At 46.8% G+C, this 25,181-nt stretch carries 22 protein-coding genes and 5 pseudogenes; 17 read left to right on the top strand and 10 right to left on the bottom strand.

Annotated elements, in window-relative coordinates; all coding sequences use genetic code 11:
* Nucleotides 1–36 precede the first annotated feature (36 nt).
* Complete coding sequence (locus TZ48_RS11740) at nucleotides 37–828, bottom strand: hypothetical protein (RefSeq protein ID WP_112479276.1); 792 nt, start codon at nucleotides 826–828, stop codon at nucleotides 37–39.
* Nucleotides 829–982: 154 nt separating this feature from the next.
* Between TZ48_RS11740 and TZ48_RS11745 the strand changes: the two are divergent.
* From TZ48_RS11745 to TZ48_RS11750, 3 genes and pseudogenes are all read left to right on the top strand, one after another.
* Nucleotides 983–2,029 (top strand): annotated as a pseudogene (locus TZ48_RS11745) (NfeD family protein); the annotation flags it as partial.
* Nucleotides 2,030–2,111: 82 nt separating this feature from the next.
* Entirely contained in the window at nucleotides 2,112–2,348 is a 237-nt protein-coding gene (locus tag TZ48_RS26615) for an NfeD family protein (protein WP_476723315.1), read from the top strand.
* A gap of 9 nt (nucleotides 2,349–2,357) precedes the next feature.
* Complete coding sequence (locus TZ48_RS11750) at nucleotides 2,358–3,137, top strand: slipin family protein (RefSeq protein ID WP_112479277.1); 780 nt, start codon at nucleotides 2,358–2,360, stop codon at nucleotides 3,135–3,137.
* A gap of 108 nt (nucleotides 3,138–3,245) precedes the next feature.
* Here the strand turns inward: TZ48_RS11750 and TZ48_RS11755 are convergent, their stop codons facing one another.
* Entirely contained in the window at nucleotides 3,246–4,388 is a 1,143-nt protein-coding gene (locus TZ48_RS11755; protein ID WP_112479278.1) for a 1-acyl-sn-glycerol-3-phosphate acyltransferase, read from the bottom strand.
* Nucleotides 4,389–4,586: 198 nt separating this feature from the next.
* Between TZ48_RS11755 and TZ48_RS11760 the strand changes: the two genes are divergently transcribed.
* Nucleotides 4,587–5,189 (top strand): AraC family ligand binding domain-containing protein, encoded by a 603-nt coding sequence (locus TZ48_RS11760; protein WP_112479279.1) that lies wholly within the window; start codon nucleotides 4,587–4,589, stop codon nucleotides 5,187–5,189.
* A gap of 111 nt (nucleotides 5,190–5,300) precedes the next feature.
* On the opposite strand, the gene TZ48_RS11765 is transcribed toward TZ48_RS11760, so the two are convergent.
* The gene (locus TZ48_RS11765; protein WP_112479280.1) at nucleotides 5,301–5,672 is read right to left on the bottom strand and encodes a hypothetical protein; all 372 of its coding nucleotides are present in this window, start codon (nucleotides 5,670–5,672) and stop codon (nucleotides 5,301–5,303) included.
* A gap of 153 nt (nucleotides 5,673–5,825) precedes the next feature.
* Complete coding sequence (locus tag TZ48_RS11770) at nucleotides 5,826–6,338, bottom strand: nicotinate-nicotinamide nucleotide adenylyltransferase (RefSeq protein ID WP_112479281.1); 513 nt, start codon at nucleotides 6,336–6,338, stop codon at nucleotides 5,826–5,828.
* A 117-nt stretch (nucleotides 6,339–6,455) separates the two neighbouring features.
* Between TZ48_RS11770 and nadE the strand changes: the two genes are divergently transcribed.
* Together nadE and TZ48_RS11780 are read left to right on the top strand one after the other, a co-directional pair.
* A complete protein-coding gene (gene nadE, locus TZ48_RS11775; protein WP_239670811.1) occupies nucleotides 6,456–7,346 on the top strand; it encodes an ammonia-dependent NAD(+) synthetase in 891 nt (296 codons plus the stop codon).
* Nucleotides 7,347–7,510: 164 nt separating this feature from the next.
* Entirely contained in the window at nucleotides 7,511–7,756 is a 246-nt protein-coding gene (locus tag TZ48_RS11780) for an HP1242/YdcH family protein (RefSeq protein ID WP_112479282.1), read from the top strand.
* A gap of 80 nt (nucleotides 7,757–7,836) precedes the next feature.
* Here TZ48_RS11780 and TZ48_RS11785 read toward each other — a convergent pair.
* Nucleotides 7,837–9,656 (bottom strand): annotated as a pseudogene (locus TZ48_RS11785) (MOSC N-terminal beta barrel domain-containing protein).
* 197 nt (nucleotides 9,657–9,853) lie between these two features.
* Here TZ48_RS11785 and pyrC point away from each other — a divergent pair.
* The 3 genes and pseudogenes from pyrC (at nucleotide 9,854) to TZ48_RS11800 (ending at nucleotide 11,839) form a co-directional block, all read left to right on the top strand.
* Nucleotides 9,854–10,882 carry a dihydroorotase gene (pyrC, locus tag TZ48_RS11790; protein WP_112479283.1) on the top strand — a complete coding sequence of 343 codons (1,029 nt, stop codon included), beginning with the start codon at nucleotides 9,854–9,856 and terminating at the stop codon, nucleotides 10,880–10,882.
* Between the two features lie 112 nt (nucleotides 10,883–10,994).
* Nucleotides 10,995–11,303 (top strand): cysteine-rich CWC family protein, encoded by a 309-nt coding sequence (locus tag TZ48_RS11795; RefSeq protein WP_112479358.1) that lies wholly within the window; start codon nucleotides 10,995–10,997, stop codon nucleotides 11,301–11,303.
* A gap of 99 nt (nucleotides 11,304–11,402) precedes the next feature.
* Nucleotides 11,403–11,839 (top strand): annotated as a pseudogene (locus TZ48_RS11800) (acyl-CoA thioesterase).
* A gap of 145 nt (nucleotides 11,840–11,984) precedes the next feature.
* Here the strand turns inward: TZ48_RS11800 and TZ48_RS11805 are convergent.
* The gene (locus tag TZ48_RS11805) at nucleotides 11,985–12,299 is read right to left on the bottom strand and encodes a PTS sugar transporter subunit IIB (protein ID WP_112479359.1); all 315 of its coding nucleotides are present in this window, start codon (nucleotides 12,297–12,299) and stop codon (nucleotides 11,985–11,987) included.
* A gap of 213 nt (nucleotides 12,300–12,512) precedes the next feature.
* On the opposite strand from TZ48_RS11805, the gene TZ48_RS11810 reads away from it, so the two are divergent.
* The 8 genes and pseudogenes from TZ48_RS11810 to TZ48_RS25025 all read left to right on the top strand — a co-directional run bounded on the left by TZ48_RS11810 (nucleotide 12,513) and on the right by TZ48_RS25025 (nucleotide 18,482).
* Complete coding sequence (locus tag TZ48_RS11810) at nucleotides 12,513–12,797, top strand: type II toxin-antitoxin system TacA family antitoxin (protein WP_112479284.1); 285 nt, start codon at nucleotides 12,513–12,515, stop codon at nucleotides 12,795–12,797.
* A pseudogene (locus tag TZ48_RS11815) lies at nucleotides 12,794–13,073 on the top strand (type II toxin-antitoxin system RelE/ParE family toxin). The gene TZ48_RS11810 and the pseudogene TZ48_RS11815 overlap by 4 nt, the downstream one beginning before the upstream one ends.
* 112 nt (nucleotides 13,074–13,185) lie before the next feature.
* Nucleotides 13,186–13,524 carry a cytosolic protein gene (locus TZ48_RS11820; protein ID WP_112479285.1) on the top strand — a complete coding sequence of 113 codons (339 nt, stop codon included), beginning with the start codon at nucleotides 13,186–13,188 and terminating at the stop codon, nucleotides 13,522–13,524.
* Nucleotides 13,525–13,640: 116 nt separating this feature from the next.
* Nucleotides 13,641–14,561, top strand: a complete 921-nt coding sequence (locus TZ48_RS11825) for a M14 family metallopeptidase (protein WP_112479360.1) — start codon at nucleotides 13,641–13,643, stop codon at nucleotides 14,559–14,561.
* Nucleotides 14,562–14,746: 185 nt separating this feature from the next.
* A complete protein-coding gene (locus TZ48_RS11830) occupies nucleotides 14,747–16,066 on the top strand; it encodes a BamA/TamA family outer membrane protein (protein ID WP_112479286.1) in 1,320 nt (439 codons plus the stop codon).
* Between the two features lie 239 nt (nucleotides 16,067–16,305).
* A complete protein-coding gene (gene yiaY, locus TZ48_RS11835; RefSeq protein WP_112479287.1) occupies nucleotides 16,306–17,454 on the top strand; it encodes an L-threonine dehydrogenase in 1,149 nt (382 codons plus the stop codon).
* Between the two features lie 169 nt (nucleotides 17,455–17,623).
* The gene (locus TZ48_RS25015; RefSeq protein ID WP_239670812.1) at nucleotides 17,624–17,788 is read left to right on the top strand and encodes a hypothetical protein; all 165 of its coding nucleotides are present in this window, start codon (nucleotides 17,624–17,626) and stop codon (nucleotides 17,786–17,788) included.
* A gap of 619 nt (nucleotides 17,789–18,407) precedes the next feature.
* Nucleotides 18,408–18,482 (top strand): hypothetical protein, encoded by a 75-nt coding sequence (locus TZ48_RS25025; RefSeq protein WP_239670822.1) that lies wholly within the window; start codon nucleotides 18,408–18,410, stop codon nucleotides 18,480–18,482.
* Between the two features lie 214 nt (nucleotides 18,483–18,696).
* Here TZ48_RS25025 and TZ48_RS11850 read toward each other — a convergent pair whose 3' ends face one another.
* From TZ48_RS11850 to TZ48_RS11865, 4 genes and pseudogenes are all read right to left on the bottom strand, one after another.
* Complete coding sequence (locus TZ48_RS11850; RefSeq protein WP_112479289.1) at nucleotides 18,697–19,428, bottom strand: hypothetical protein; 732 nt, start codon at nucleotides 19,426–19,428, stop codon at nucleotides 18,697–18,699.
* A 92-nt stretch (nucleotides 19,429–19,520) separates the two neighbouring features.
* Nucleotides 19,521–20,582: a linear amide C-N hydrolase gene (locus tag TZ48_RS11855; RefSeq protein ID WP_112479290.1), complete on the bottom strand. Its 1,062-nt coding sequence runs from the start codon at nucleotides 20,580–20,582 to the stop codon at nucleotides 19,521–19,523.
* A 288-nt stretch (nucleotides 20,583–20,870) separates the two neighbouring features.
* Nucleotides 20,871–23,993: pseudogene (locus tag TZ48_RS11860) on the bottom strand (efflux RND transporter permease subunit).
* Nucleotides 23,986–25,152, bottom strand: coding sequence for an efflux RND transporter periplasmic adaptor subunit (locus TZ48_RS11865; RefSeq protein ID WP_112479291.1), 1,167 nt, complete (start codon nucleotides 25,150–25,152; stop codon nucleotides 23,986–23,988). The pseudogene TZ48_RS11860 and the gene TZ48_RS11865 overlap by 8 nt, the downstream one beginning before the upstream one ends.
* Between the last annotated feature and the right edge of the window lie 29 nt (nucleotides 25,153–25,181).

A 25,181-nucleotide genomic window follows, 5' to 3' on the forward strand; every position in this document is an offset into this window, starting at 1 on the left:
AAGGTCAAATATTTTCAGTAAGTTAGTTACGAGATTTTATGTTGGTTTCGGATTAGTTTTATTTATCCCCATACATTTTCTAAGAATAGCTTGCTCAGCGGCTCTAATAAATCCTTGCTGCGCATTCGCCATAATAGGGTTACCGTGTGCAGGTAATAGCACGCTGTAATCAAGCCTTGCCTTCTCCATCAACTCGTCTTTTTCAGGTTTCGCTAGCTCTAGCCAACCTGGGCCAAAGTTGCTCGGCGCTATGAAACCCATTCGCTTCATCATGATTTTGGCAAACCAGTTAAAGTACTTATCAGGCTTGGGCCAGTTCTGCATGCTGTCTCCCGCCAGCAATATGCCGCCCTCTCGCTCGAGCAATATCAGGCCTTCTTTAGGATGACTGGTCGCAAACTCATGATAAGAAGCCCCTTTAATCGGAAGTTCACTTCCAGGCTTTAATATTCGGTCTGCTCGGTAATATTCTGCTTTAGAAGACTTAGTGAAGCCGCGCACATACGGAGCCTCTACAGACCAAAGCGTGGCTTTAAACGTCTCTTTGTAAAATGGGTCATCAAAACCATGGAATGCAGCGAGACGCACCACATGAGTAACATCGCCGAGTTCATCGAGTTGCGCGATACCTTTTTCGTTCAGTCGCACAGAGTTCACTAAAATCAGCTCACTACCTTGTTTAATCACCATCATATTGCGACTAAACGTCATTTTGAACGGACCAAACTTAGGATGAGGCGCTTTCATCTCCACCGAGCCTGTCACCATATAGATGTCGTCGATGATGTGATGCAATTCGCCGTGAGGCAGTGGTTCTGGGTAGATCATAGCCGCTCCTGTCATGAAGTTTGCTAATTTCAATGGATTCTATTCACATCATGCTTGAGTCTAGACGGACTATGGTGTTGTAGCCATTATCAGAGGGAATTCGCCTATACTTTAAGGACAACAAGCGCATCAAGTCCTTGAATAGGAGGATAGTATGAAACGTTTGTGGCTACTACTTCTCACATTGACTCTATTTACGAGTCAGGCGCTAGCAAATACCGTTTGGATTTTACCTGTCAACGGCGCGATTGGACCTGCAAACAGTGACTATCTATCACGTGAAATCGAACTGGCTCATACCCAAGGTGTAAGCCTTATTATCCTGAAAATGGACACGCCAGGCGGTTTAGACAACGCCATGCGAGATATTGTCCACGCCATTACGGCTTCCAATATCCCTATCGCGACTTGGGTTGGACCTGCAGGATCACGTGCTGCCAGTGCTGGCACCTATATTTTGCTCGCCAGCCATATTGCTGCGATGGCTGAAGGTACAAACCTTGGTGCCGCTACGCCAGTTGCTTTGGGCGGAGGTAAGTCGCCAACCTCTCCGGCAGGCAAAGCTGATGATAAAGAGCCCGTTAACGACGATAACAACTCGCAGCAAGTGCCCGCTAAAACCGCATCAGAGAAAAAGGTCATTAATGATGCGAAAGCCTATATCAAAGGCCTTGCTAGGCTACATAACCGAAATGCTGAGTGGGCTCAAAAAGCGGTAACCGAAGCGGCCAGTCTCGATGCCACAGACGCGTTAGAGCTCAATGTCATTGATTACTTGGTCAACTCCCCTGAAGAGCTGGTCGACGCCATCAATGGGAAAGCCATCACTGTTGCCAACCAGCAAGTGACGCCGTCACTCGTAAGCCCCATTTTTGTTGAACGCAAACCTGATTGGCGCGCAGAGATGTTGGCCGTTATCACCAATCCCAATGTCGCCTATATCTTAATGCTGATAGGCATTTATGGCCTTCTTCTTGAGTTTTATAACCCTGGAATTGGACTTCCTGGTGTACTTGGGGGTATTTGCCTATTACTTGCCATGTACGCACTGCAAATGATGCCTGTGAATTACGCAGGTCTTGCACTTTTATTGCTTGGCATCGCACTCATGGTCGCGGAAGCATTCAGCCCAAGCTTCGGCATCCTAGGCCTTGGCGGACTCGTTGCTTCGTGCTCGGCTCGATTTTTCTTATGGATAGTGAACTGCCCAATTTTCAGGTGGCACTACCCCTCATTTTCGGCATTGGCTATTTTCATTAGCGCTCATTCTGCTGGTCGTGGGTTTGCTGCTTCGCATTCGTCGTAAACACATCACTACGGGTACAGAAACCTTTCCAGGTAAGGTCGCAGTCGTCAGCGATGACTTTGTCGATGGGCGCGGGCGAGTTCAATTAAATGGTGCACTTTGGAGCGCAACATCCGACGACAACTCTAGCCCTCAGCGCGGCGACAAAGTTACCGTCGTCGATATCCAAGGGCTAAAACTCAAAATCACGTCCCATAAACGTCCAGAAAATTAGGAGGCGCGTATGTTAAGTTACACATTTGGAGTCATTGGCGTTTTATTGATTGCTTTGGCGACACAAATTTTCAAAGTGCTGCGCGAATATGAGCGTGGTGTCGTGTTCTTTCTTGGTCGATTTCAAGAGGTTAAAGGGCCTGGTCTGATTATCTTGATTCCCTTTATTCAGCAAATGGTGCGTGTCGATTTAAGAACCGTGGTTCTGGACGTGCCGACTCAAGACTTGATCACCCGAGACAACGTGTCAGTCCGCGTGAATGCTGTTGTCTACTTCCGCGTCGTTGACCCACAAATGGCCATCAACAATATCGAGAGCTATAACGATGCCACCAGCCAACTATCACAAACAACCCTACGCTCTGTGTTAGGTCAGCATGAACTGGATGAACTGTTGTCAGAAAGAGAACGTCTTAACAAAGATCTACAAGCCATACTCGATCAGCAAACCGATGATTGGGGCATCAAAATCGCGACCGTTGAAGTGAAACACGTCGATCTAAACGAAAGCATGGTTAGGGCATTAGCAAGACAGGCAGAAGCCGAACGTAACCGCCGAGCGAAGATCATTCATGCAACTGGTGAGCTCGAGGCGTCGAATAAATTGAAAGAGGCCGCTGAGATCCTGAATCAAGCGCCGAACGCTCTACAACTTAGGTACATGCAAACACTCACTGAAATAACCAATGACAAGACCTCTACTATTGTGTTCCCGCTGCCCATCAACTTAGCAGAGGCGGTATCCGACATTGCTAAAGCAGTACAAAAAGACAAACCAAGCGATAGCTAATCTTACCGCTCTGCTTGGTGTGGCATGACTTTGCGCACAAAAAAAACACCACCATTGGATAGCTCCAAAGGTGGTGTTTTCTTGTTCTAGATAGTCTTAGAAACGTCTTTACGCTTCTGCGGCTTCAGGCATCTCTGCCTTATCTAGCAAAATGTTCTTAACCGGGTTGGCATAGCTATCTAACAAGTATTGGTGTGCACCTTCTGGCAGCACATCAAGCTTCTCTTTTAGCGTTGTGCGCGTAGCTTCAGTAATGGTGTCATCTTCCAAACCAGCAGCCAACTTGTTAATTGGGAACAAGGTGTAGTTTGCATGGATTTGGCGGTCGATCTCTTGCGCCAAAGCTTCTGGTGTTTCGAAGTCTTGGTCAATCACATCACCAAACACGACGTTTACGCGGTCTTTGCGACCAACAATGCCTTGCACGATGCTTTCGATATCTTCGAACTCACCTTTTTGATAGTTGCCATGCGTCGCTTTTTCGTACAGCTCTTTTGCCTTAGCAATGTCACACGGGTCATTCTCGTAAGACACCGATACAGGTACGATTTTCAGCGAGCGAATGTACTCTGCAAACGCCACTTTTTGCTTGCGGCCTTCAACATGGAACATCTTTAGAATCGCCGGATCAGTGAAGTCGTTGCCATCTTTTGCACGACCTTCTTTCTGAGCAATCCAGATTGAGTTACCAGTATCCAGCGAGTGCTTAATGTACGAAGACAATGTGCCCAAGGCTCTCATCATCTCACGTGGGCCTTTAAGCGAGCGCTTAACGATAAAGCTCTTGTTAAGGCGCATGAGTTCAGTCGCACACGGCTTTTTAAGTAAGTTATCACCAATAGCAATGCGAACGGTTCTATGGTTATTTTGGTGTAATCCGTAGTTAACCAGAGCCGGATCCATCGCGATATCACGGTGGTTAGATACAAATAGGTAAGAGGTGTTTTTATCTAGCTTATCAAGACCTTGATAAGTCACACCTTGCGTTGTCGCGTCTAGCGTTTGCTCTAGGTACTTTTTCACTTCTAGCTGAATAGCTTCTACGCTATCAAGCTTCGCCCACTTGAATTTTAGGTACACTTTGACCAATGGGCTCATCAGCGCTTTAAACCAAGGCGCATGATTAGAAAAACGGTGCTGCAAAATAGCATCAATAAATTCAGCGTCGTTGATCAATCGATCAATTGCGGCTGGGATCTCGTCATCATTGTAAGGACGAATATCAATATAAGGATCTGTCTGTGTTGTCATGTTTGTTACATCAAATTAAAAGCTGCCATATTCTACGCCCTGTGACTAAAGACCGCAGCCCTATTACGTCTATTTTTGTTAAGGTCAGACCACAGTTTTACCATCTTGTTCACTATCAACCACATAAAAGTGTGATCTTTAGTTGGCATTCCCCCATCAAGGGGTAACCTACGCGCAGATCCACAGTTTAAGACCATCATGAATCACGCAATCGACTTTCAATCAAACAGTTACGACTTTGTCACTATCACCGCACGTAAAAAAACGCTGCATAACCAGCTAATTCGTGTCGAGGAAGGTCAAGTGATAGTCAGGCTGGGTAAGAATGAATATCTATACCAAGCTGGCGAACTCTTTTGGCTGCCGTTTGACTGCCTAACAAGCTTGACGATACTACCGCATACCAAGCTAAGTACCGTGAAGTTTTCTGTACGACTGCGCGATAAGTTCCCTGGTCAAGCAGGCCATGTCAAAGCTACGCCACTAACGAGCGCGATTCTAGATAGACTCATCCGCGCATCGAGTGACGAGATTAAAAACGATATGCTGCAAGTCCTACGTCATGAGGTTGCTGCGATGTCACCTGCACTCACTCTAGATAGTACCAGCGAAAACATCTCGCGCTGGACTCCGGGTTCAAATTCTGTTTCTGGTGAACTGGCCTTAGTACTGCTTGTTCGTGAAGCTCGCAAGCTTAAACTGTCTGGTAAAAAGCCAGAGGCAATTTGTAAGCAGCTGTTTGCTGGTAATCAAGCACAGTTCCAGCTACTTACCCAAAACTTACTGGGTACTGAACTCTAGGTGACACCCTTTCGGGTGACTTTTTTCCCAATATGCAACAAAGCGAGCCTAGGCTCGCTTTGTGTTTATTCTGCTCAAATCTATTCAATGATTGAAAGTTTCTAATACGCTCTAAAATGGCACTTCAACTTGCATCATCATGTCACCCTGGTAATCCTGGTGCCAACGATAATCAAGACGCAATCTTGGCTCTTTACCTTTCTCGCCAAACCCAACACCAAAGTGCAGTCCTTGCGCCATCAACCACTCTTGCATCGACATTTCATCTTTACGACGAGCGATTTCTTCAGGCGCCCAAAGGCCAACCCCGACAAAGCTATTGTCGATGTTTCCAGTCAACACGGGTTCAGACTCTTGGTTCAACAGCCACTGATCCCAGTAGGAGTCTTGTAAGGAATTGGTCGGGGGTTCAGGCTCGATGAGACCGCCAAGCGTCACAACTTGGTTGCCGATATAACTGAAGGGTTGGTGATAAGCGAGCAAAAAGACTCTTCCTCCGTCGCTTTAATAACGACAGACTTACTCGACTTACTCTCACAAAATGCATACGCAAGAGGGCTACTGACGGCCACTGCTAAAGCAATACAAATCCATGTTGCTTTCATTTTTTATAAATTATCCATTTTGGTTATATGGTCAATATAGCTTATGGGCGACCAAATGTTTAGCGACACTTACCGTCGTTAAGTGATCTACATTCAAACCTTGGGACAAACTGTAGCGAATAGTGGTAGAGCGAACTTTCACTTTCTCGGGACAGGCTAGCAATGACCAACGCTCAACGATTTGCTGAGCGTTATAAAATTTTTCAAAGCTAAATAGATTGTCAGGACCCAACACAAAAGTCAGCTCCGCATCTGGGTAACGCTGCTCAAGGGCTTCTAGCACCGCAAATGTGGTCACAGAACTATTGGGTTGGTAAAGATGCTCTTCGATATCTGAGCGCTCGACATTACTTTGGGCGAGATCGTCTATAAACATATCGACCAGTTGGCAGCGAATGCTGTAATCCAACATACTTTTGCCCCAAGCATGAGAGATACTTGGCACTAGCAGCACCTTGTCAAAATGGCTCAATGATTGAATCACGCTCTTGTGGCCAAGGCTCGGTGGGTTAAAGGCGCTGCCAAATATCGCTATTTTTGTCATATGTATCTCAATAAATCGTATCTATGCATAGATTGGCCACCACTGTAACTTTTTTTCAGCGATGTTCGTAGGTATCATACAAGAAATCATTTTTGCTTGCAGGAAAAGGGATCCCACATGGAACAACTTATTCGAGACGAGATGCGCGTGCTTCCGTCTATCGACCCACAATTTGAAATTGAACGCCGTGTTGCATTTATCAAGACGAAATTGCAGCAGTCTGGATGCAAATCCATCGTTCTTGGTATCAGTGGGGGTGTGGACTCAACAACTTGTGGCCGTTTGGCACAATTGGCGGTAAACGAGCTTAACCAAGCGAGCGACAGCAACGACTACCAATTTATCGCAGTGCGCTTGCCTTATGGTGAGCAGAAAGACGAAGACGAAGCACAGCTAGCGCTTTCTTTCATTGAGCCGACTCATTCTGTCTCAGTGAACATTAAAGCGGGTGTTGATGGTCTTCATGCTGCATCACACGTTGCACTAGAAGGCACTGGTCTACTACCAACAGACGCGGCGAAAGTCGATTTTGTTAAAGGTAACGTAAAAGCGCGTGCACGTATGGTAGCGCAGTACGAAATCGCTGGTTACGTTGGTGGTTTAGTGCTTGGAACTGACCACTCAGCAGAAAACATCACGGGTTTCTACACCAAGTTTGGTGACGGCGCTTGTGACTTGGCACCACTATTTGGTTTAAGCAAACGCCAAGTTCGTGAAGTAGCAGCAACGCTTGGTGCGCCAGCGTTACTTGTTAAGAAAACACCAACTGCCGATCTTGAAGAGCTCGACCCACAAAAAGCCGATGAAGATGCGCTAAACCTAACCTACGACCAGATTGATGACTTCTTAGAGGCAAACCCGTTTCTCAAGACGTTTCAGACAAGTTGGTTGCTATTTACAAAGCAACACAACACAAACGTGAAGCGATCCCGACAATCTACGACTAATCCGAGTCTTATAAATGCCCAAAGCCAGCAAAAAAATTGCTGGCTTTTTTCTAGCTTGTGATTTACTTCGCTGAAATCAAATCTTCCCACCGGTCAACTTTTAATCACCCCTAACTTGTGCCATTGTTATAAGAGCACAGGTGATAACACGCCTTCGCGCGCATCAATCCACTTGTGCACATGCCCAAGCTAAAACACTTGTTCATCGAATATAAAGGGGTTGCTATGTTAGGCGAAGATCACTCTCTTCTTAAGGAATTTCCAGAACATCAAGATACCATTTTAGCACTGACACAAAGCGATCAAGGCTTTGCTGCAGATACTAAAAACTACAATGCTCTGGATAAAGAAATTCGTGTGTTAGAACTCAACGGTTCACCCATCGAAGATACCGAGATGCATCAGCTAAAACACAATAGAGCCGTTTTAAAAGACTCGTTGCATCAACGTATAGTGAGTGCTTCAAAATAAGCATGTAAATCAAAGCCAGTGCCAGTTGGACACTGGCACCTACAATTCAACTCACAACAGCAATCAACTCACAACAGCAATCAACTCACGATTTCCACGTCCGTTCTTGGCACTGAGCAACACGCTAACACCTTACCTTCCGCAATTTCCGATTCTTGAATCGCAGGTACATCGGGTTGATGAACCAAGCCTGATTCCACCGTCACCTTGCATGCGCCACAAAAACCAGCTCGGCAAGAATGTGCAATCGACATTCCCGCATCTTCTGCCTGTTCCAGCAGTGTTTTTTGGTTATCCCCTTCAAATACGTTGCCATCGATACTGATTTGAAGCGCCTTAACGTTGTCTTCCGTCACTGTTGCGACACCAAAGGCTTCTTGATGATAATGATCTTCCGCTAGCCCCTTTTTCAGCATCAGGTTCTTAGCCTTTTGCATGAAGCCATCAGGGCCGCACACAAACACCTGCCTTGCGGTGAGATCTGGAATTTGTTTCAGGTGGGATAAACTAAAGCGCCCTTTTAAACCTTGCCATTCATCGCTAGATTGAGTCAAAGACAGCATCACGGTGAGATTCTCGTGCTTCGCCTCTAGTGATTTAAGCTCCTCGGCAAACGGAATATCATCAACAGTAGAACATTGATGGAAGAACACCACATTGTTAACGGCGTCTCGGTCTGACAAATCACGAAGCATCGACATCATAGGTGTCACACCACTACCCGCTGAGAGGAGTAATAGTGGCTCGTGGTCTGCATTCGCCATATGGAAGCTGCCGTTTGGTTTATCTGCAATTAGGGTATCACCCACATGAAAGTGTTCGAACAGCCAATTAGACACGCTGCCACCATCGATACGTTTGACTGAGATTGCCAAACGCCCTGGACGAGATGGGCTCGATGATAGAGTGTATAAACGCTTCACAACTTGACCATCAAGATTAAGTTCAATTGGAAGGTGCTGCCCTGCTTTGTAATCGGGCATTGCGCCTTTTTGAGGCTCTAGCCAGAAGGTTTCAAAGTTGCGAGCAACGCGCTCGCGCTCAACACAAACAAACTCTTGTTTTTGAGCGTCTAGATCGTCGTATACTTCTTTATCTTTGTATTCAAGAACTTCAATCTCATCACCAGTGCGGATCATACCTTCATTTTTGGCGACCAAGTTCTGACCAAAGAAAACGCCACCTCTCTCATTCGCGCGGAAACGCGAGAACGTATTCAACGGCTCTTTGCTTTCACGGAAGGCTCCTTTCTCCACATCAACCGTCGTCAGAATGCAGCGTTCGCAAGGTTTAACCGCTTCAAACTCGACTTCACCAATTTTAATACGCTTCCACGAGTCCTCAATAAATGGCTCATCAGAACCCACCACTAAGTTGGTTCTAAACTGCTCCATCGAGTGTGTTTCACTACTGCGGCGATTCAGTTCATCTAAAGAGCTTGGCTAATGATGAGCAGCGGGTAGCCATCGGCGAAACTTACATTGTGTCCTAGCTTCTCACGCACACGGTTCGATTGCTCACCAGTAAACAACAGTTCAACACGCTGATCGAGCACCTGACTAAACCAATCATCCGCTTCGTCGGTTGTAGTGTAAGCAGCAAAGTTGTCTTTCCAAACCGTTGCTGGCGTCTGCTGTAATTTAAAACTGCTGTATTCTAGCTTTAGCGGCGCCATACCTGGGTAAGTAAAAATGATCCCTGTTGGCAACAAGCTTGACGACACCTTGACCATGTTTGGGTATTTACGAGCGGTGACCATAGCCCCATCGGAAAGCGCGACCATAAATCGGCGATCAAAGCACAAACCTTGTTTTTCGACCCAAGAAGAAGAAAGAGAAATACCGCCAACGGATTTAACGGGATAGATATTGATTTGGGAAAGCAGAGGAGATTTTGACACGACTGAGCCCTTTTATTGTTGTCTTCCTTATTTTGAGCTCAATGGTAACGTCTTTTTTCCCTTAGTCCCAGAAACATAGTGAAATCTTACTCGTTTTCCTCTATCATCCTGTCGCCTAAACGTAAGCGATTGCATTCACATTTTTCGCCACCGTTTAGGCTCCGTTTCAAGAAGAATCTAACTTGGTGGGAGCCCAAATGACTACATTGACTATTACTCGTCCTGACGACTGGCACGTACACCTTCGTGACGGCGACGTTCTTAAAGATACTGTTCGCGATATCAGCCGCTACAACGGCCGCGCACTGATCATGCCAAACACTATCCCACCTGTCACAGACACAGAAATGGCGCTGGCTTACAAAGCGCGCATTATGGCTGAGCAACCTTCTGAGCAGTTTGAACCTCTAATGGCGTTGTACCTTACTGACAACACCACACCAGACGAAATCCGCAAAGCGAAAGCATCTGGCGCAGTTGTGGCAGCAAAACTGTACCCAGCGGGTGCAACCACAAACTCAGATTCTGGCGTAACGTCCGCAAAGAACATCTACCACGTACTAGAAGCGATGGAAGAAGTGGGCATGCTTCTGCTGGTTCACGGTGAAGTAACCACTCACGAAGTTGATATCTTCGACCGTGAGAAAGAGTTCCTAGACACCGTTCTTGCTCCTATCGTGAATGACTTCCCGAACCTTAAGATTGTTCTAGAGCACATCACGACAGCAGATGCGGCAAACTTCGTGAAAAACGCTAACGACAACGTAGCAGCCACCATCACAGCTCACCACCTTCTATACAACCGCAACCACATGCTGGTTGGCGGCATCAAGCCACACTTCTACTGCCTACCCATTCTTAAGCGCGGCACCCACCAGCAAGCGCTTATCGAAGCAGCAACGAGTGGCAGCAAGAAATTCTTCCTAGGTACAGACTCAGCGCCACACGCAAAAGGCAAGAAAGAAGCCGCTTGTGGTTGTGCGGGCTCATACACAGCGCACGCTGCGGTTGAGCTTTACACAGAAGTCTTTGAGCAAGAAGGCAAACTAGAGAACCTAGAAGGTTTCGCAAGCCACAACGGCCCGGACTTCTACGGTCTACCTCGCAACACAGACACTATCACGCTTGAAAAATCAGAGTGGAACGTGCCAGAAACCATGCCATTTGGTAGCGACATCGTTGTGCCAATTCGTGGCGGCGAAACAGTAAACTGGAAAGTTAAGTAAGCGTTAAAAAAACGCCCACGAATACTGGATATGTAAGGCTCCCTAATCAATAATGGGAGCCTTATTTTTTCAAGCCCAACTGAGATTGCTGTTCATGTCCCAAGAAGTTGTTATCGTCACTCCATGCCGCGCTGCCTGTAAAAATGAAGGTGGGATCTGCAGCGGATGTCATCGAACCATGGATGAACTTTCGCAGTGGCGTTTTATGGATAACGAGCAGCGCCAAGACAAAGTAGAGCAACTCTCTGGCGAGCAATCCACGCACCAATGCCAGCGGTGCGGCGAACCCGCCTATTGTGATATCTCAGCAGGAAAGTCATCTTGCTGGTGTTTCGAGATAGAAAAGCGTGATACATCAAGTTTGCAAAAATCGGCGACCTGTTTGTGTCGTAAGTGCTTGAGTAAGCTGCCGTTGAAATAGCCATATCCGTCAATATCCTTGATGTACCCCTCCTAGGTTGTTGCAAGCTTGTTAAAAACAAAATAGAGTAAAAGCCCAGCAACAAAAGGATAATAACAAATGGAATCATTGCTTGAAGGTTTTCCAGTCATCACAGAAATCCCCGTCGCTTGGGGGAAATGGACGCCCTAAATCATGTCAACAACGCGGTGTACTTTCGCTATTTTGAAACCGCTCGCCTCGACTACTTCCGTCATATCAGTTTGATGGAAGATATGGCCGTCACCAATGTTGGTCCCGTACTCGGTGACACCTACTGCCGCTACAAACTGCCTGTTACCTATCCAGATACCCTACTGGTTGGCTCTCGTATTACCGAAGTCAAAGAAGACCGATTCACGATGGAGTATAAGATTGTCAGCCACAAGCTTAGCAAAGTCACAACAATAGGCAGCGCAACCATTGTGATGTTTGACTTTAACACCAATAAGAAAGGGCTAATTTCTGAGAAATTGATGAAGGCGATTGAAGAGACACGAAATAAGTCAGCGGGCTAGTTAATAAGTAAATACGACGCCTTTCGTATCAGATAACAACGCTGTTTGATACGAAAGGCGTCTTTTTATCGCTATCAAGAACATTAACGAACTTGGCCGTTTGTGTTTCTAGATAGCGAAACATATTCATCCGAAGGAACAAAACTCACTGGTTTTCAGACACATGTTTAACGCGTCTTTCTTCCATCTCTTGCGAGTAGGTATTGGCTTTTACTCCGTAAATAATCTGTATGTGGTGCTCATCAAGTATCACCACACCATGCGCTCCGTGATTTTTCAGTGCCTTTTGGTCGACAATGGATGTGTCTTTGAGCGTCAGTCGAAGTCTAGTCGCACACGCACCGGTTTCGACTAGATTGTTAAGCCCACCAATAGCGCCCATGACAGTGTCGACATCTTGTTCGAGGTTTGGGTTAACTTGGGTTAGTGCTTTTAATATTCGCTTGATGGTTTGGAGCATAGTCAACAGCTTGAGTGGGAGACAACTTGGGATTATACCCTTCTTGGGTGTTTTGTCGTAGAGCTTCATCTCGTCATTCCGCACTCGATGCAGAATCTACTCAACGCTCACACCCAGAGTAAAATAATGGGCTGTCTGTTTGAACAATTTGTTGGTTGCCCACCTCAAAGGCCGGTGCTAACACTTGTACACACACCAACAGAGGAATACATCATGGACACTAGAATTCAATTTCGCGTTGATGAAGAAACAAAACGCCTAGCTCAACAAATGGCTGAGAGCCAAGGTCGCACTCTCAGTGGCGCTTGCCGTGAACTGACTGAACAACTCGCTGAACAACAAAGAAAAACATTATCTCACGATGCATGGCTAACTGAACAAGTAAACCTAGCATTTGAGAAGATTGACTCAGGAAAATCTGTTTTCGTTGAGCACCAAACTGCTAAATCTCGAATGGAGGAGCGCAAAGCCAGAATCCGTAATCGAGGTAAGCAATGATTTTATGGGAAGAAGAATCACTTAATGACCGCGGAAAGATCTGTGAGTTTCTCTATGACTTCAACCCTGATACGGCAGAGAAAACTGACAACCTCATTGAAGCAAAAGTAGAAAATTTGCCCCGATCAGCCACTTATGGGTCTGCAACGAGACGGCATTCGTGGACGATTACTAATAATTCCTGAGATTTCGATGATCGTGTCCTATTGGATTGAAAGAGACATTATCCGAATCATGCGCGTGCTCCACCAGAAACAAAAGTTTCCTATGGATTGATCGCTTCTTCTTGGGAACTAACATACATTAACACGCAGCACTGACTTCCCCCGCTTTAGCACCTCCCTCCATAAAGTGATAACATCCCCCATCAGAATTACAGAGACACTCTATGTTTATCCATCATGTAAACGACATCGACTGGTTGGTGATCACCGCCTTTGAAGAATTCAAAACCATGTTTATCGAAGATGCCGGCACTATCCCTTCTTGCTTTTCTACCACCAGCGAATTGAGCCTGATTGATCAAGCCAAGCGCACCTATGGGTATCTGCCCTCACTCGACGGCGTAGTGACGGATACCGGCACGTTGCAAAGACCAAACAACGAGGAAGATTTGAACCCCCAACTTGCCTGTCTGGTTGAAGGGCGTGGTCGAGTGTTTATCTATCACGGCGGCTTTGTGGCGTTTGTGGATGACGAGAAGACCTTTATTACTCGTTTAGATTAAACAGCTTCATTGAGTTCTGGAAACCAATTTTGTCACAATCTTCACTTCTCTTCGATTGCCACTGCGCTTCTTCACCGCTATGCTTTCTCGCACATTAGATGTTGAGAATGGAAACCATGCAAAATAGCTTTCAATACCCTATCGGTACTCCGGGGAAAAAATGGACGGATAGCGAAGTCCAACAGTGGCGTGAAAGCACGTCGGTCAAACGTCTTTATAGCGAAGATGTCCTTCCTAAAATCGACGCACTGCGTGAGAGCTTAGATGTGGTGCAATACGGCGCGCTTTCTTACGACGAAGCTCGCTTTCCACTGTTTGCTCTTAAAACTCTAAACTGGGATGCAAAAAAACCAACAATTCTCGTAACGGGTGGCGTACATGGTTATGAGACGTCCGGTGTTCACGGCGCGCTTCAGTTTGCTAAGAACAACGTTCAAGATTACCAAGATGCATTCAATATCGTTATCGCACCTTGTGTGAGCCCTTGGGGTTATGAAACCATTAACCGCTGGAATCCTAACGCCGTAGATCCAAACCGTTCGTTCTATCAAAATTCTCCAGCGGAAGAGTCGGCCAATCTCATGGCGTTTGTGGCGTCGCTAGGCACCGAGATTTGGGCTCACATTGATCTTCATGAGACCACAGATACGGATGAGAGCGAGTTCCGCCCTGCTCTTGCTGCACGTGACGGCCTTGAATACATTGAAGACAATGTACCTGACGGTTTTTATCTAGTCGGTAACACCGAAAAGCCAGCTGAGGCGTTTCAAAAACACGTGATTGGCTTTGTTGAGAAAGTGACGCACATTGCGCCGCCTGACGACAATGGCAAAATCATCGGCTCGGATGTGGTGCAGCATGGCGTAATCAACTATCCGTTGAAAAAGCTTAGCCTTTGCACTGGCATGACGGATTGCGAGTACTCAACCACAACAGAAGTGTATCCAGATAGCCCGAAAGTGACTGAACAAGAATGTAATGATGCTCAAGTTGCTGCGGTCGTGGGGGCACTCGATTTCCTACAAACATCGATGTAACGCAAGACTTCAAAACCCAAGACTAGCGCTTGGGTTTTGCAAATTCACACACAAAAAAACTCACATTTGTAAAACCTGCAACAAAAAACCATCAAACTCTTGGTTATTTATTCTCTCGCACGATAAATCACGCTAGGCTATGTAACGACAAATAAAAATCATAATTACAAGGAAGTCGCTCATCTATGACTTATCGTCGCCTATTAGGGCTGGTTACGGCGCTGACATGCTCTCTCAATGCCACTCTGGCGCAAGCAGCTTTGCCAACAAGCGTAAAATCACGAATTGACCGTCAAGAGACCCCAGATCAAATCCGCGAGTCCATGGTGTTACCGTACCTCTTTAGTACCGAAACCATGGGTTTGAACGTGGGTGTCGGCGGAATGATCAAAGGTATTCATCAAGATCAAATGACCATTGGTGGTACAGTTTTCGGTGGTGATACGAGCCACGCTATCGCTGGCGGCGTCTGGAACTATATGATCCCCGGCACAGAGCGAGTCTTTTTAAGTGCCTATGGCATGTTTGGCTATTACCCTCAGCAGAGGGCTTATACAACGGGCACTGAGTCCTATCCACCAGGCTCACCCCTTCCGGGAAGCAACGGCTCTTCAAACGATCAATTTTTCCAAGCTGACGGCGCTTCCAATTGGTTTGATATCAAAATGGAGTATGTACTTCCGATTGGTGCGACTCGAAATGATGGCCGAGTCGACTACAAAATACGTAATGGTTTGCTGGTATCTGAGCCGTCTGGTGGCAAAGAGTGGAACCCGCTTGAAAGTGGCTCTACGATCTTTGTGACTCGCCAGTTTAACCGCTATCAATCTTTTGAGTTTAACCAAGGCAAGCTCGATGGCACTATTCATGCCATGGAGTTTGGTCTTCTCTATGACAACACGGACTTTGCGCCGAACCCGTCATACGGTAGCCGCCAATATGTTGCGACCTCTCATGACTGGGGCTGGTTTGAGTCTAAGCAGCAATGGTCATTCAATGAGCTCGATATGAGCAAGTATTTTTCGCTGGGTAAATCAGATTGGGCTTCGCAACGCGTTATCGCGCTTAACTTCTGGACGGGTATCTCTCCAACATGGGAAGTGAACACCGATCAACAAGGCAACCGTGTTGTCACCGGCAACCCTCCATACAATGAAGGTGCGACGTTAGGAGGCTTCACACGACTTCGTGGCTACGACAATAACCGTTTCCATGACAAAGCCGTGTTGTACGGCGCAGCGGAATATCGCTATACCTTGGCTTACAACCCACTTAAAAATGTTTCATGGCTCGATTTCTTACGAGTCGATTGGATCCAGCTTGTTGGCTTTGTAGAAGTCGGTCGAGTAGGCTCTGCCTATACCGCCAACGAACTCCTCACCGACCTAAAGTACGATGCTGGCGGCTCAGTGCGAGCTTTGATGGCAGGTCTGGTCGTTCGTGCGGATTTAGCCAAATCTCCAGAGAGCACCAACTTTTGGATCATGGTTGATCATCCTTTTTAAAGCACATTCTCTCGTATGATGACTCAAAGACCTCGAACATCGAGGTCTTTTTCTAATTCCTCGCAGCCTTTGAGCCGACGCACTTCACATCGTCAGTCACTTTTAAAAAATCGACTATTTCTATAAAACCAGCGCTAGTTTGCCCATTGCGACCACTGATAATCTGAGTTCAGAAGATAAAGTAAGACCTACTCATAGGTTTGAAATTGATAATTTTTGAAAGTTAAACGAGGTAGAACATGTCTAACGCATTCTATATTCCATCTTTGAACCTTATGGGTGCTGGTTGCCTAGCTGACGCAGTAAAAACGATTGAAAGCCACGGTTTTCAAAAAGCCCTAATCGTGACAGACGGCGTTCTAAACAAAATTGGTGCAGTAAATAAGCTGACAACGCTGCTAGATGAAGCGCAAGTTGCCGCTGTGGTTTACGACGAAACTAAGCCAAACCCAACCATCGAGAACGTGAATGACGGTCTTGTTCTTCTTAAAGAGCACGACTGTGATTGTGTTATTTCTTTCGGTGGCGGCTCACCGCACGACTGTGCAAAAGGCATTGCGCTACTTGCGACAAACGGCGGCGAAATCAAAGACTACGAAGGTGTAGATGTTTCCAAAAAGCCTCAACTTCCTCTTATTGCTATCAATACCACGGCTGGCACAGCATCTGAGATGACTCGCTTCTGCATCATCACTGACGAAGCTCGTCACATTAAGATGGCTATCGTGGACAAAAACGTCACGCCAATTATCTCAGTGAATGACCCTGAGCTAATGCTAGCGAAACCAGCTTCACTGACCGCAGCAACCGGTATGGACGCACTGACTCACGCTATCGAAGCGTACGTATCTATCGCGGCCACCCCTGTTACTGATGCTTCAGCTATCAAGGCCATTGAAATGATTCAAGCTAACCTGCGTGAAGCAGTGGCAAACGGTGATAACCTAGAAGCGCGTGACAACATGGCATACGCACAGTTTATGGCGGGTATGGCATTTAACAATGCATCTCTTGGCTATGTTCATGCTATCGCACACCAACTGGGCGGTTTCTACGATCTTCCACACGGCGTATGTAACGCCGTTCTGCTTCCACATGTTCAGCAGTACAACACACAAGTTGCCCCAGCACGCCTAGCAGATGTGGCGCGCGCGATGGGTGTTGATACAGCGGGTATGAGTGATGAGCAAGCAGCAAACGCCGGTTTGGACGCGATTCGTCAGCTTTCTAAAGACGTTAGCATTCCAGCAGGCCTCGAAGCGCTTGGTGTTAAGCGCGACGACTTCGACGTACTAGCTGAAAACGCACTCAAAGATGCCTGCGGTTTCACTAACCCGAAACAAGCCACCCATGATGAGATTGTTGGTATTCTAGCCGCCGCTCTATAAGACCATTTAGAGCAACAATTTCGAGTCACATCTCAGAACTGCAGGTAAAACGATTGCCTGCAGTTTTGTTTTATAAATGGCGAGAGATTAACTAACACAGATCAATGTTGTGCTATTTTCTCCTGTCTATTATGGGATTCACCCTCGTAATAGGAGCAAAGCACCACTCATGCACACGTTAAGCAACTTTAGTCGCATCGCAGAGCGAGAGTATGCCCTGAGCGCAGGTCAAATCAATTTGCTCTATTACGACCTCCCAAAAGACTTTCACGACGAATACCGTTCATACGAAGCCCCTCGCCTTTGCACCATCCTTGAGGGGCTAAATCTGTAAAAGTTAATCAGTCAGAAGCGTTTAAATATCAGAGCGATGAATTCGTATTGTTGCCGCCGAACTCTAATATCCATATGAAGATGCCGGAGTATACCAAGGCATTGGTGTATGAGTTCACGGAACCACTGATCGAGAAAGTCGCGCAGCGAGTCTCCGACTATTTAGAATTCGATACCTCTCAATCATTCGATTCACAAGGTTTTGTTGTTAACCCGATTGAGAAGCGGGTTGATGCTCTACATGGGAGAATGCAAGATATCCTTCGTGAGCAAGAAACTGGAATGGATTTTTTGATTGACCTAACAGGTCAAGAGTTAGTGTTTGAGCTTCTTCGTAATAACGCCTGTCACAGCATCATCAATGGCAATCAATCACATCCAATTAAGCGCGCGATACGATTAATGAACTCTCAGGAGGGCATGCAATTATCGCTGTCTCAGGTTGCGGAAGAAGTGGGATTGTCGCTGTCGAGCTTCTCACAGAAGTTCAAGCTAATGACGGAACAAAACCCGAAGCAGTACTTAACGCAACTGCGTTTAAAGGCGGCGAAGCGACATTTAACCTCGATGTCTGTCACCGACGCAGCTACGAGACAGGTTATGACAATATCTCTCACTTTATTCGTTTGTTCAAAAACGAGTTTGGTCAAACGCCTAAGCAGTTTCAGCGCTCGATAATGACTCGGCTAAACTAAGTCATTGAAAAGAGAACGGCTCCCTAGGGAGCCGTTGTTTTGCCTGATTCTTGCTTGGTTTCATCATCCTGCATCTTGGGTTTGATCCGAGCCTACGAAACTCAAACCATAAAGCCATCGATGCCGCTCCAATCAAATAAGCCAGTATAAAACTGCGATCATCCATGACACACATCTCGACGATATCTAGTGTGTCTTCCACGATCTCACCTCATTAGAAGTAGTAGTTAGCTTGTAGCCAGCCTGTGGTGTCTTTTTTCAGGTACTTGGTTTCCGCAGTGTGTTCTACTTTAAAGCCCACTGAAACAACATCTGAAACCATGTAGCCACCACCGATTTCTACTTGAGGCACCCACTCTTTTGCTTGTTGGACGTAAGTTGATTTCGGGTTGGCATACAACCAATGACCCGCGTCGAACGCGTACATGCCGTAGAGGCCTGCTTGATAAACATTAGAGTCGAATTTCTGATCCTTGACATAAATATCCGCTGTTCCAAGGTTCCAATTAACTCCGACCTCCTTCCAATCAGCAGAAGTGCGGCCAACCGACAACATTGGGAACAGCATAATATTGTCCGTCACTTGGAACTTATAGATGAGTCCCGCCAAAGCAGTAGTGCTGTTTCGGTCACCCAGTACGTCTACGCTGACACCTAAACCGTCGGTGACATGGAAATAACGAGCGCGATAGTTGTAATCAAGCTTGTCGTCATTGGTTTTCTTATCCGCCAAACCAAGGTCTAGCTGGAAAATATTGTTTCCCATCCCCAGCATGCCGTTAAGCTGTGTGGCATCGCCTGAACGAGAAACACCAAGGGTAGAAAAAGAAGCCGTTGGATCGCCGTAGTTAATTTCCTCACCCGCAGTGTCCGTAGGCGTCGAATTTGACGCGAATGCGCCTGCTGTCATCGCGCATAACGTGACAGTGAGTAATGTTTTTTTCATGAAGTTACCTAATTAAACAAAAGTCCCTTTAATTAGGTCGTCCGTGGATTGAATTATCCCTGAGTAATGGCGCCCTCAGGATAAAGGTGCCCTTATTGGCAAGGAGTAAAGGTTGCAGTGCCAGAAACTTCTGCTTGTTCAACCAAGTCAGCGCAGGAGACTTGAGAAATGGTCGCTAACTCATTCAGGTCGATACGAATTTCACTATACGTATCCAAGTTACGCATCTTGAATGAGCCGTTCTCTAAGTTGTAGGTGTACTGGATCCACGTGGCGTATGTTTCACCATTGGTAGGGTCAATAATGTCTTGAGGCACCAAGTTGCCCGCATCAAAAGTAGACTGCAGCTTGCCCTCAGTTTGTTGCCATGTTGCTGTATCAGAGAACTCTACATGTGCAGTGTTGTATAGACCGCGCAGCATACGCTCCGATGAGGCAATTGAAGAGCCTATCTTGAAGCCGTTCTCGACAATTGACATATCGCCAATCTTTTCAGCATTTTGATCGTGATACTGCTGCAGAGGTGCATTCGCCATCACACGCAGCTTGTCGTTCACTGACCCCCGATAAACCACCATTTCGCCGCCTTCGTTCAATTCAAACAAAGCAATATCACCCGATTTGTCTTGTACCGAAATATGCAAACCGTGTTGAGCGCCATGAATGCCATCCGCCCAAGCAAATTGGAACTCATTCGCTTCAAATGCAGCCACGGCTTCAGCAACCGTCTTAAAGTTCTGAGCCATATATGCCGCAGCGTCACCCCAGTTCACAGCAGGAGCACCCGTGTCTTTATAGTCTTTGATGAAAGCTTGTGAGTCATACATATAGAGCGTAGAGGCTGACAAACCTTCACTGTTGATCGCTTCACCTGAGGTATCGACAAACACTTCGCGCTCTTCCAAATTCAGCGTTGGGTACTTCACAGTCCACGACGCGGCCTGCTGGTAAGAAGGCACGTCTTTGGTCACAACCTTCGTTCCTTTTGGCGTCACAATCGCCACCGTTCCCAGCTTTTCTCCCCAATCAAGGGTGCGAACTTGGGACACTCCATACGGTGTATCTAGCGTAATTCTCGAACAAGCGTTTGCCGTGCTCACCAAAGTCGAACTTGCTACCGCAGCAATACCTAGCGCAATCACTGTTTTTTTCATTGTCAGTCACCTTTGTTAACCAAAATCCAGACATCAAACGATAAGATGCCCTCGTTTTTCTGGTAGTGACTTTATGAATTGGTGCAGATTTACTCAAAGCAGTAACTATTTACCAATCGAATACATGAGCAACTTTGAATCAAAGAAATCTCTCTCAATCATCTGATAAATAAAGAGTTATATTTTATTGAATCACTAAGTAAGCTAGGTGTTTTTGATTGGTATTATCTGGAATTAAGTTGATATCGGCTCGGGAGTCAGAGCTCACCGAGCCAATTAAGACTGGAATTAGCTGCGCTCAGCAGCAGGTTGTTTTAGCGGGAAATAGAGCCTTTTCACCTTACGGAATACGCCACCAATGTCTTCCAAAATCACATACAAGCATGGCACGGCAATCAAGGTCACTACAGTGGCGTACATGACTGCAAACCCTAGAGCAACGGCCATAGGTTTAACGAATGCCGCTTGCAAGCTGGTCTCAAACATAATTGGCAGAACGCCGAAGAAGGTTGTAATTGAAGTAAGGGTGATCGCCCTAAACCTCGCACATCCCGCCTCAACTACTGCTGTTTTAGCGCAGTCACAGCGTGCTTTGATTTGGTTGACGTAATCGGTCATCACCAACGAGTCGTTAATCACTACCCCCGCAGCCGCGATAAGACCAAACGTCGACATCATCGACATATCTAAACCGTAGAAATAGTGCCCCCAAATTGCCCCAGTCAGACTAAATGGGATCACCGACATGATGATCAGCGGCTGAGCATAACTTTTGAGAGGCACCGCGAGCAGGATATACACCGTAATCATACCCGCAACGAAGAATACGATTTGTTCCGCGGATTGCTTTTGCTGCTCTTCAATCGTGCCACCAAGCTCAGTGGTAACTTCTGGGAACATGGCTTTTAGCGCTGGCAGGACATTGTCCTCGATGTTCTTCACTGCTTTATCCGGCTCGATAACGGTCTCGTCAATAGAGCCGTAGATGTAAACCGTTCTAAAACCATTTTCGCGTCGAATTTGGTTAATGCCCGGTTTGCTTTCAATTTCTACCACATCGCCGAGCATCACTTTCTTACCCGAAGGAGTATTGATCAGCGCATAGCGCAGGGATGAGAAGGCCTCACGGGTCAGCTTTGGATAGCGAACCATCACTCGAACTTCTTCGGTGTTTCTCAACACACGCTGCGCCTCTCCGCCATAAAAGCTGCCGCCAACCTGCGCTGCGACACTGGCTAGATCTAACCCAAGATCGTAGGCCACTGGTTTTAAAGAAAGCTGTACTTCTCGCTGCCGGTATCCATCGAGGAGCTGACATCAAACAGCCCAGTTTGCAGTTGCAGCTTGGAAATCAGTTCTCTTCCGGCTTCATTGAGCACTTCCATATCGGGCCCATAGAGCAGATAACCAAACTCATCACCGTCATCACCACCAGCCACATTGTCATTAATCACAATGGACTTAAGACCGACGATGGTCGGCAGCTTTTCACGCCAGCGGCGAGAGTGCTCGAACGCATCAACAGGACGCACTTCCTCATCCACTAACGGTAAGATAAGCATGCCTTCAGTACGGCTGGTATTAATGGTCATCATGTCGCGAATGACAGGCATGCCAAATTCATCTTGAATGTCGTTATCTACCGCTTTAACCACTTTCTCAAGCGTCAGCAAGGCATCGATGGTTTGCTCATCTGAAGCATTGCTGTTCATCTCGATTCTGATCATAGGGAAATCAGAAGGCACTTTAGGCTTGGGATCATTCTGACATGCCCTGAGGTCACCATGGCTGCACTCACGACCAAAATGGCAATGAATCCTCCATGACAGACCAGCGCCATTCCACACATTTACTGACAGTACGTTTATAGGGTCCGTTGATGAACTTAAAGAACGCGCGGTTGAACCGAGCTCGGTAGCTGCTCTCTTTAACTGGTGTGAACTTAGTATGTGCTAAGTGAGCAGGCAGAATAAGTTTTGATTCAATCAAACTAAAGATGAGACAGAAGATAACGACTATCGACAAGCCATAGAAAAACGCTTTCTCAGGGCCGGTTGAGAATAGAAACGGGACGAACACCGCGATGGTGGTTAATACACCAAAGGTAGCAGGTGTTGCGACTCGCTGAGCGCCGCGCACCACGTTAGTGACGCCGCCTCCGTTCTTCTCTACCTCAGTATACACACTCTCCCCTATCACGATGGCATCATCGACCACGATACCGAGTACCATGATAAAGGCGAACAAAGTAATGATATTGATACTAACGCCAAACAGCGGCATCAACATCACCGCGCCAAGGAAACAAACCGGCAGCCCGACCATTACCCACATTGCTAAGCGAAAACGCAAGAATATAGTGAGCAATACCGCGACCAAAACCGCACCCTGCATCAAATTCTTGAGCATCATGTCAAGGCGAGCGTTGAGGTAATAAGTCATATCCATCAAGGTGTGGATTTGCACCCCATGCGGCAAGGTTTGGTTGCGAGCTTCTATGTAGCGCTTCACCGTTTCAGCTACCGGCACCATGTTCTGAGTTTTGGTGGCTTTTACCGTGAGATAAATGCCATTCTCACCCGAGAATTTAAAGTAGTGCTGCCCTTCAGTGAACTCATCTTTAATGGTAGCAATATCACCGAGCAACACTTTCGAACCATTGGCACCGAGTTTGACGGGGATTTGGCGGAATTCATAGCCATCGTAATACTGGTTTTCAATTCGAATAGAAACCAAGCCGGTGTTGGTTCTCACTTGCCCTGCTGAGAAGTTCGCTGAGTATTTCTGAATCGCCGACACCACATCGTCCAACGTCAAATCATACGTACGCAGCTCATCAGGGTGAATCTCAATACCAATTTCATCCGGCGGCGAGCTGACCTCAACCAACGATACATCACTCAGTTGCAACAGCTCTTTCTCTACTTGTTTAGAGATGGTTTTGAGCTCAGTCAGTGAGGTATTGCCCGACAGCACCATCCCAATCACATCTTGCTTGAACTCAATTTGCGTGACTTTTATTGGCTCCATTGCCCTTGGGAAACTGGCAATGGCATCAACCCTTTGTTTGACTCGGTCGAGTACTTCCGGAAGATCGGCTTTGGTATCGATTTCGAGCGTGACTTGGCCGCCACCGCGATACGCATCCGTGACTGCTTTTTTGATTTCGGTGACATCCTTGAGTGACTCTTCCACTTTGATAAGGATGGTTTCCTCGATCTCTTGTGCCGACACCCCCGGGTAGGACGCGGTCACACGAATGTAGTTGATTTCAAAGTTCGGGAACATTTGGCGCTGGATCAGAAAGTAACTGACCGTACCCATAATGAGTACAAACGCCATGAGCAAGTTGGCCGCCACCGAGTTGTTGGCGAACAGAGCAATAATGCCGCGCTGGGTCGAGTTACTCACTGGCCTCTCCTTGCTGCGTCAACACATCGGCTTCGTCGTTGACCCGAATAACGGTCATACCGATCTGCGGAAACTCAGGTACCGTCAATACCAGCTCGTCACCATTCTCAATGCCTGAATCAATAAAGAAGTTGGCCTGCTCCTCACGAAGCACATGTACAGGCTTTGGAATCAGTTTGTCTTCTGGATCCACAACCCAAACTCGCTCATCAATAACAAGCTCTTGTGGCACTTGAAATAAGTTGTCCACGGTTCGCCCATTAAACTGGACTTCAACATAAGAGCCAAACGGCAATGGGGTCAGATTCGATTTAAGGCCGTAGGGATCATCAATACGAATCACCATGTTCACCATACGCGTCGCACTATCGACCACACCCAAATCACGAACGATTTGACCTTCTCGAGTCGCTTCAATACGACCTTTAGCGATTATCTCAGCACTGACGCCCACGATATCTTTGGGTAAAAATGGCGCGTCGAATCCAGCGATCGGCACCATAACTTCTGCGTGTTCGATGTTATTGATTTCCGCGACTTGAGAGCCTGCGGTAATGTACTGTCCAACACCGATATTGCGAGACACCACTAGCGCATCGTATGGCGCTTCAACTTCAGTATTTTCAAGGTCGCGATTGGCACGGCGCAGCCCTGCTTGCGCTGATTTCACACGGGCTTCTGCACTTAATACTTGTGGGATACGAAGATAAAGATCCGATACTTGGGTATCTTTGATTTTCTTGGCTTGGCGCTCAGCGACTTTCGCTTTTGCACGCTCTTCGATGAGGGTAGCTTGTGCCTGTGCAAGTTCTGCTTGAGCTTGCAGCACCGCGGCTTGATAGTCATCTTTCTCGATAGTGAACAGAACTTCACCGCGTTTAACCACCCCACCTGAGACAAAATTTGGGTGCCAGCTAGTCACTTCACCTGAAACTTGAGTAGACAACGCTGTACGCTCTAAAGGTACGACTTCGCCAAAACTCGAAATCTGTACTTGATGAGTCTGTGCTTGCAAAATTTGAGTTTTGACACGCGGTGTGGTGTCGAGCGTTTTCTCTGTCTCGACTTCTGGTGCAGTCTTTTGAACTAAGAAGTAACCGCCACCCGCCACGCCTAAGATTGCGAACGGGAGTATCCATTTAATACTGCGCTTGAACATAGTGTCCCTTATGGTGTTCTTGAGTCAAC

Source organism: Vibrio variabilis (assembly GCF_003263785.1).
In the GTDB taxonomy this organism is placed as follows: domain Bacteria; phylum Pseudomonadota; class Gammaproteobacteria; order Enterobacterales; family Vibrionaceae; genus Vibrio; species Vibrio variabilis.

Bases quoted from the DNA above. Each gene is read 5' to 3' on its own strand.
- TZ48_RS11740 (WP_112479276.1), bottom strand. From the start codon at position 828: ATGATCTACCCAGAACCACTGCCTCACGGCGAATTGCATCACATCATC.
- TZ48_RS11750 (WP_112479277.1), top strand. From the start codon at position 2,358: ATGTTAAGTTACACATTTGGAGTCATTGGCGTTTTATTGATTGCTTTG.
- TZ48_RS11755 (WP_112479278.1), bottom strand. From the start codon at position 4,388: ATGACAACACAGACAGATCCTTATATTGATATTCGTCCTTACAATGAT.
- TZ48_RS11760 (WP_112479279.1), top strand. From the start codon at position 4,587: ATGAATCACGCAATCGACTTTCAATCAAACAGTTACGACTTTGTCACT.
- TZ48_RS11770 (WP_112479281.1), bottom strand. From the start codon at position 6,338: ATGACAAAAATAGCGATATTTGGCAGCGCCTTTAACCCACCGAGCCTT.
- nadE (WP_239670811.1), top strand. From the start codon at position 6,456: ATGGAACAACTTATTCGAGACGAGATGCGCGTGCTTCCGTCTATCGAC.
- TZ48_RS11780 (WP_112479282.1), top strand. From the start codon at position 7,511: ATGTTAGGCGAAGATCACTCTCTTCTTAAGGAATTTCCAGAACATCAA.
- pyrC (WP_112479283.1), top strand. From the start codon at position 9,854: ATGACTACATTGACTATTACTCGTCCTGACGACTGGCACGTACACCTT.
- TZ48_RS11805 (WP_112479359.1), bottom strand. From the start codon at position 12,299: ATGCTCCAAACCATCAAGCGAATATTAAAAGCACTAACCCAAGTTAAC.
- TZ48_RS11810 (WP_112479284.1), top strand. From the start codon at position 12,513: ATGGACACTAGAATTCAATTTCGCGTTGATGAAGAAACAAAACGCCTA.
- TZ48_RS11820 (WP_112479285.1), top strand. From the start codon at position 13,186: ATGTTTATCCATCATGTAAACGACATCGACTGGTTGGTGATCACCGCC.
- TZ48_RS11825 (WP_112479360.1), top strand. From the start codon at position 13,641: ATGCAAAATAGCTTTCAATACCCTATCGGTACTCCGGGGAAAAAATGG.
- TZ48_RS11830 (WP_112479286.1), top strand. From the start codon at position 14,747: ATGACTTATCGTCGCCTATTAGGGCTGGTTACGGCGCTGACATGCTCT.
- yiaY (WP_112479287.1), top strand. From the start codon at position 16,306: ATGTCTAACGCATTCTATATTCCATCTTTGAACCTTATGGGTGCTGGT.
- TZ48_RS25015 (WP_239670812.1), top strand. From the start codon at position 17,624: ATGCACACGTTAAGCAACTTTAGTCGCATCGCAGAGCGAGAGTATGCC.
- TZ48_RS11850 (WP_112479289.1), bottom strand. From the start codon at position 19,428: ATGAAAAAAACATTACTCACTGTCACGTTATGCGCGATGACAGCAGGC.
- TZ48_RS11855 (WP_112479290.1), bottom strand. From the start codon at position 20,582: ATGAAAAAAACAGTGATTGCGCTAGGTATTGCTGCGGTAGCAAGTTCG.
- TZ48_RS11865 (WP_112479291.1), bottom strand. From the start codon at position 25,152: ATGTTCAAGCGCAGTATTAAATGGATACTCCCGTTCGCAATCTTAGGC.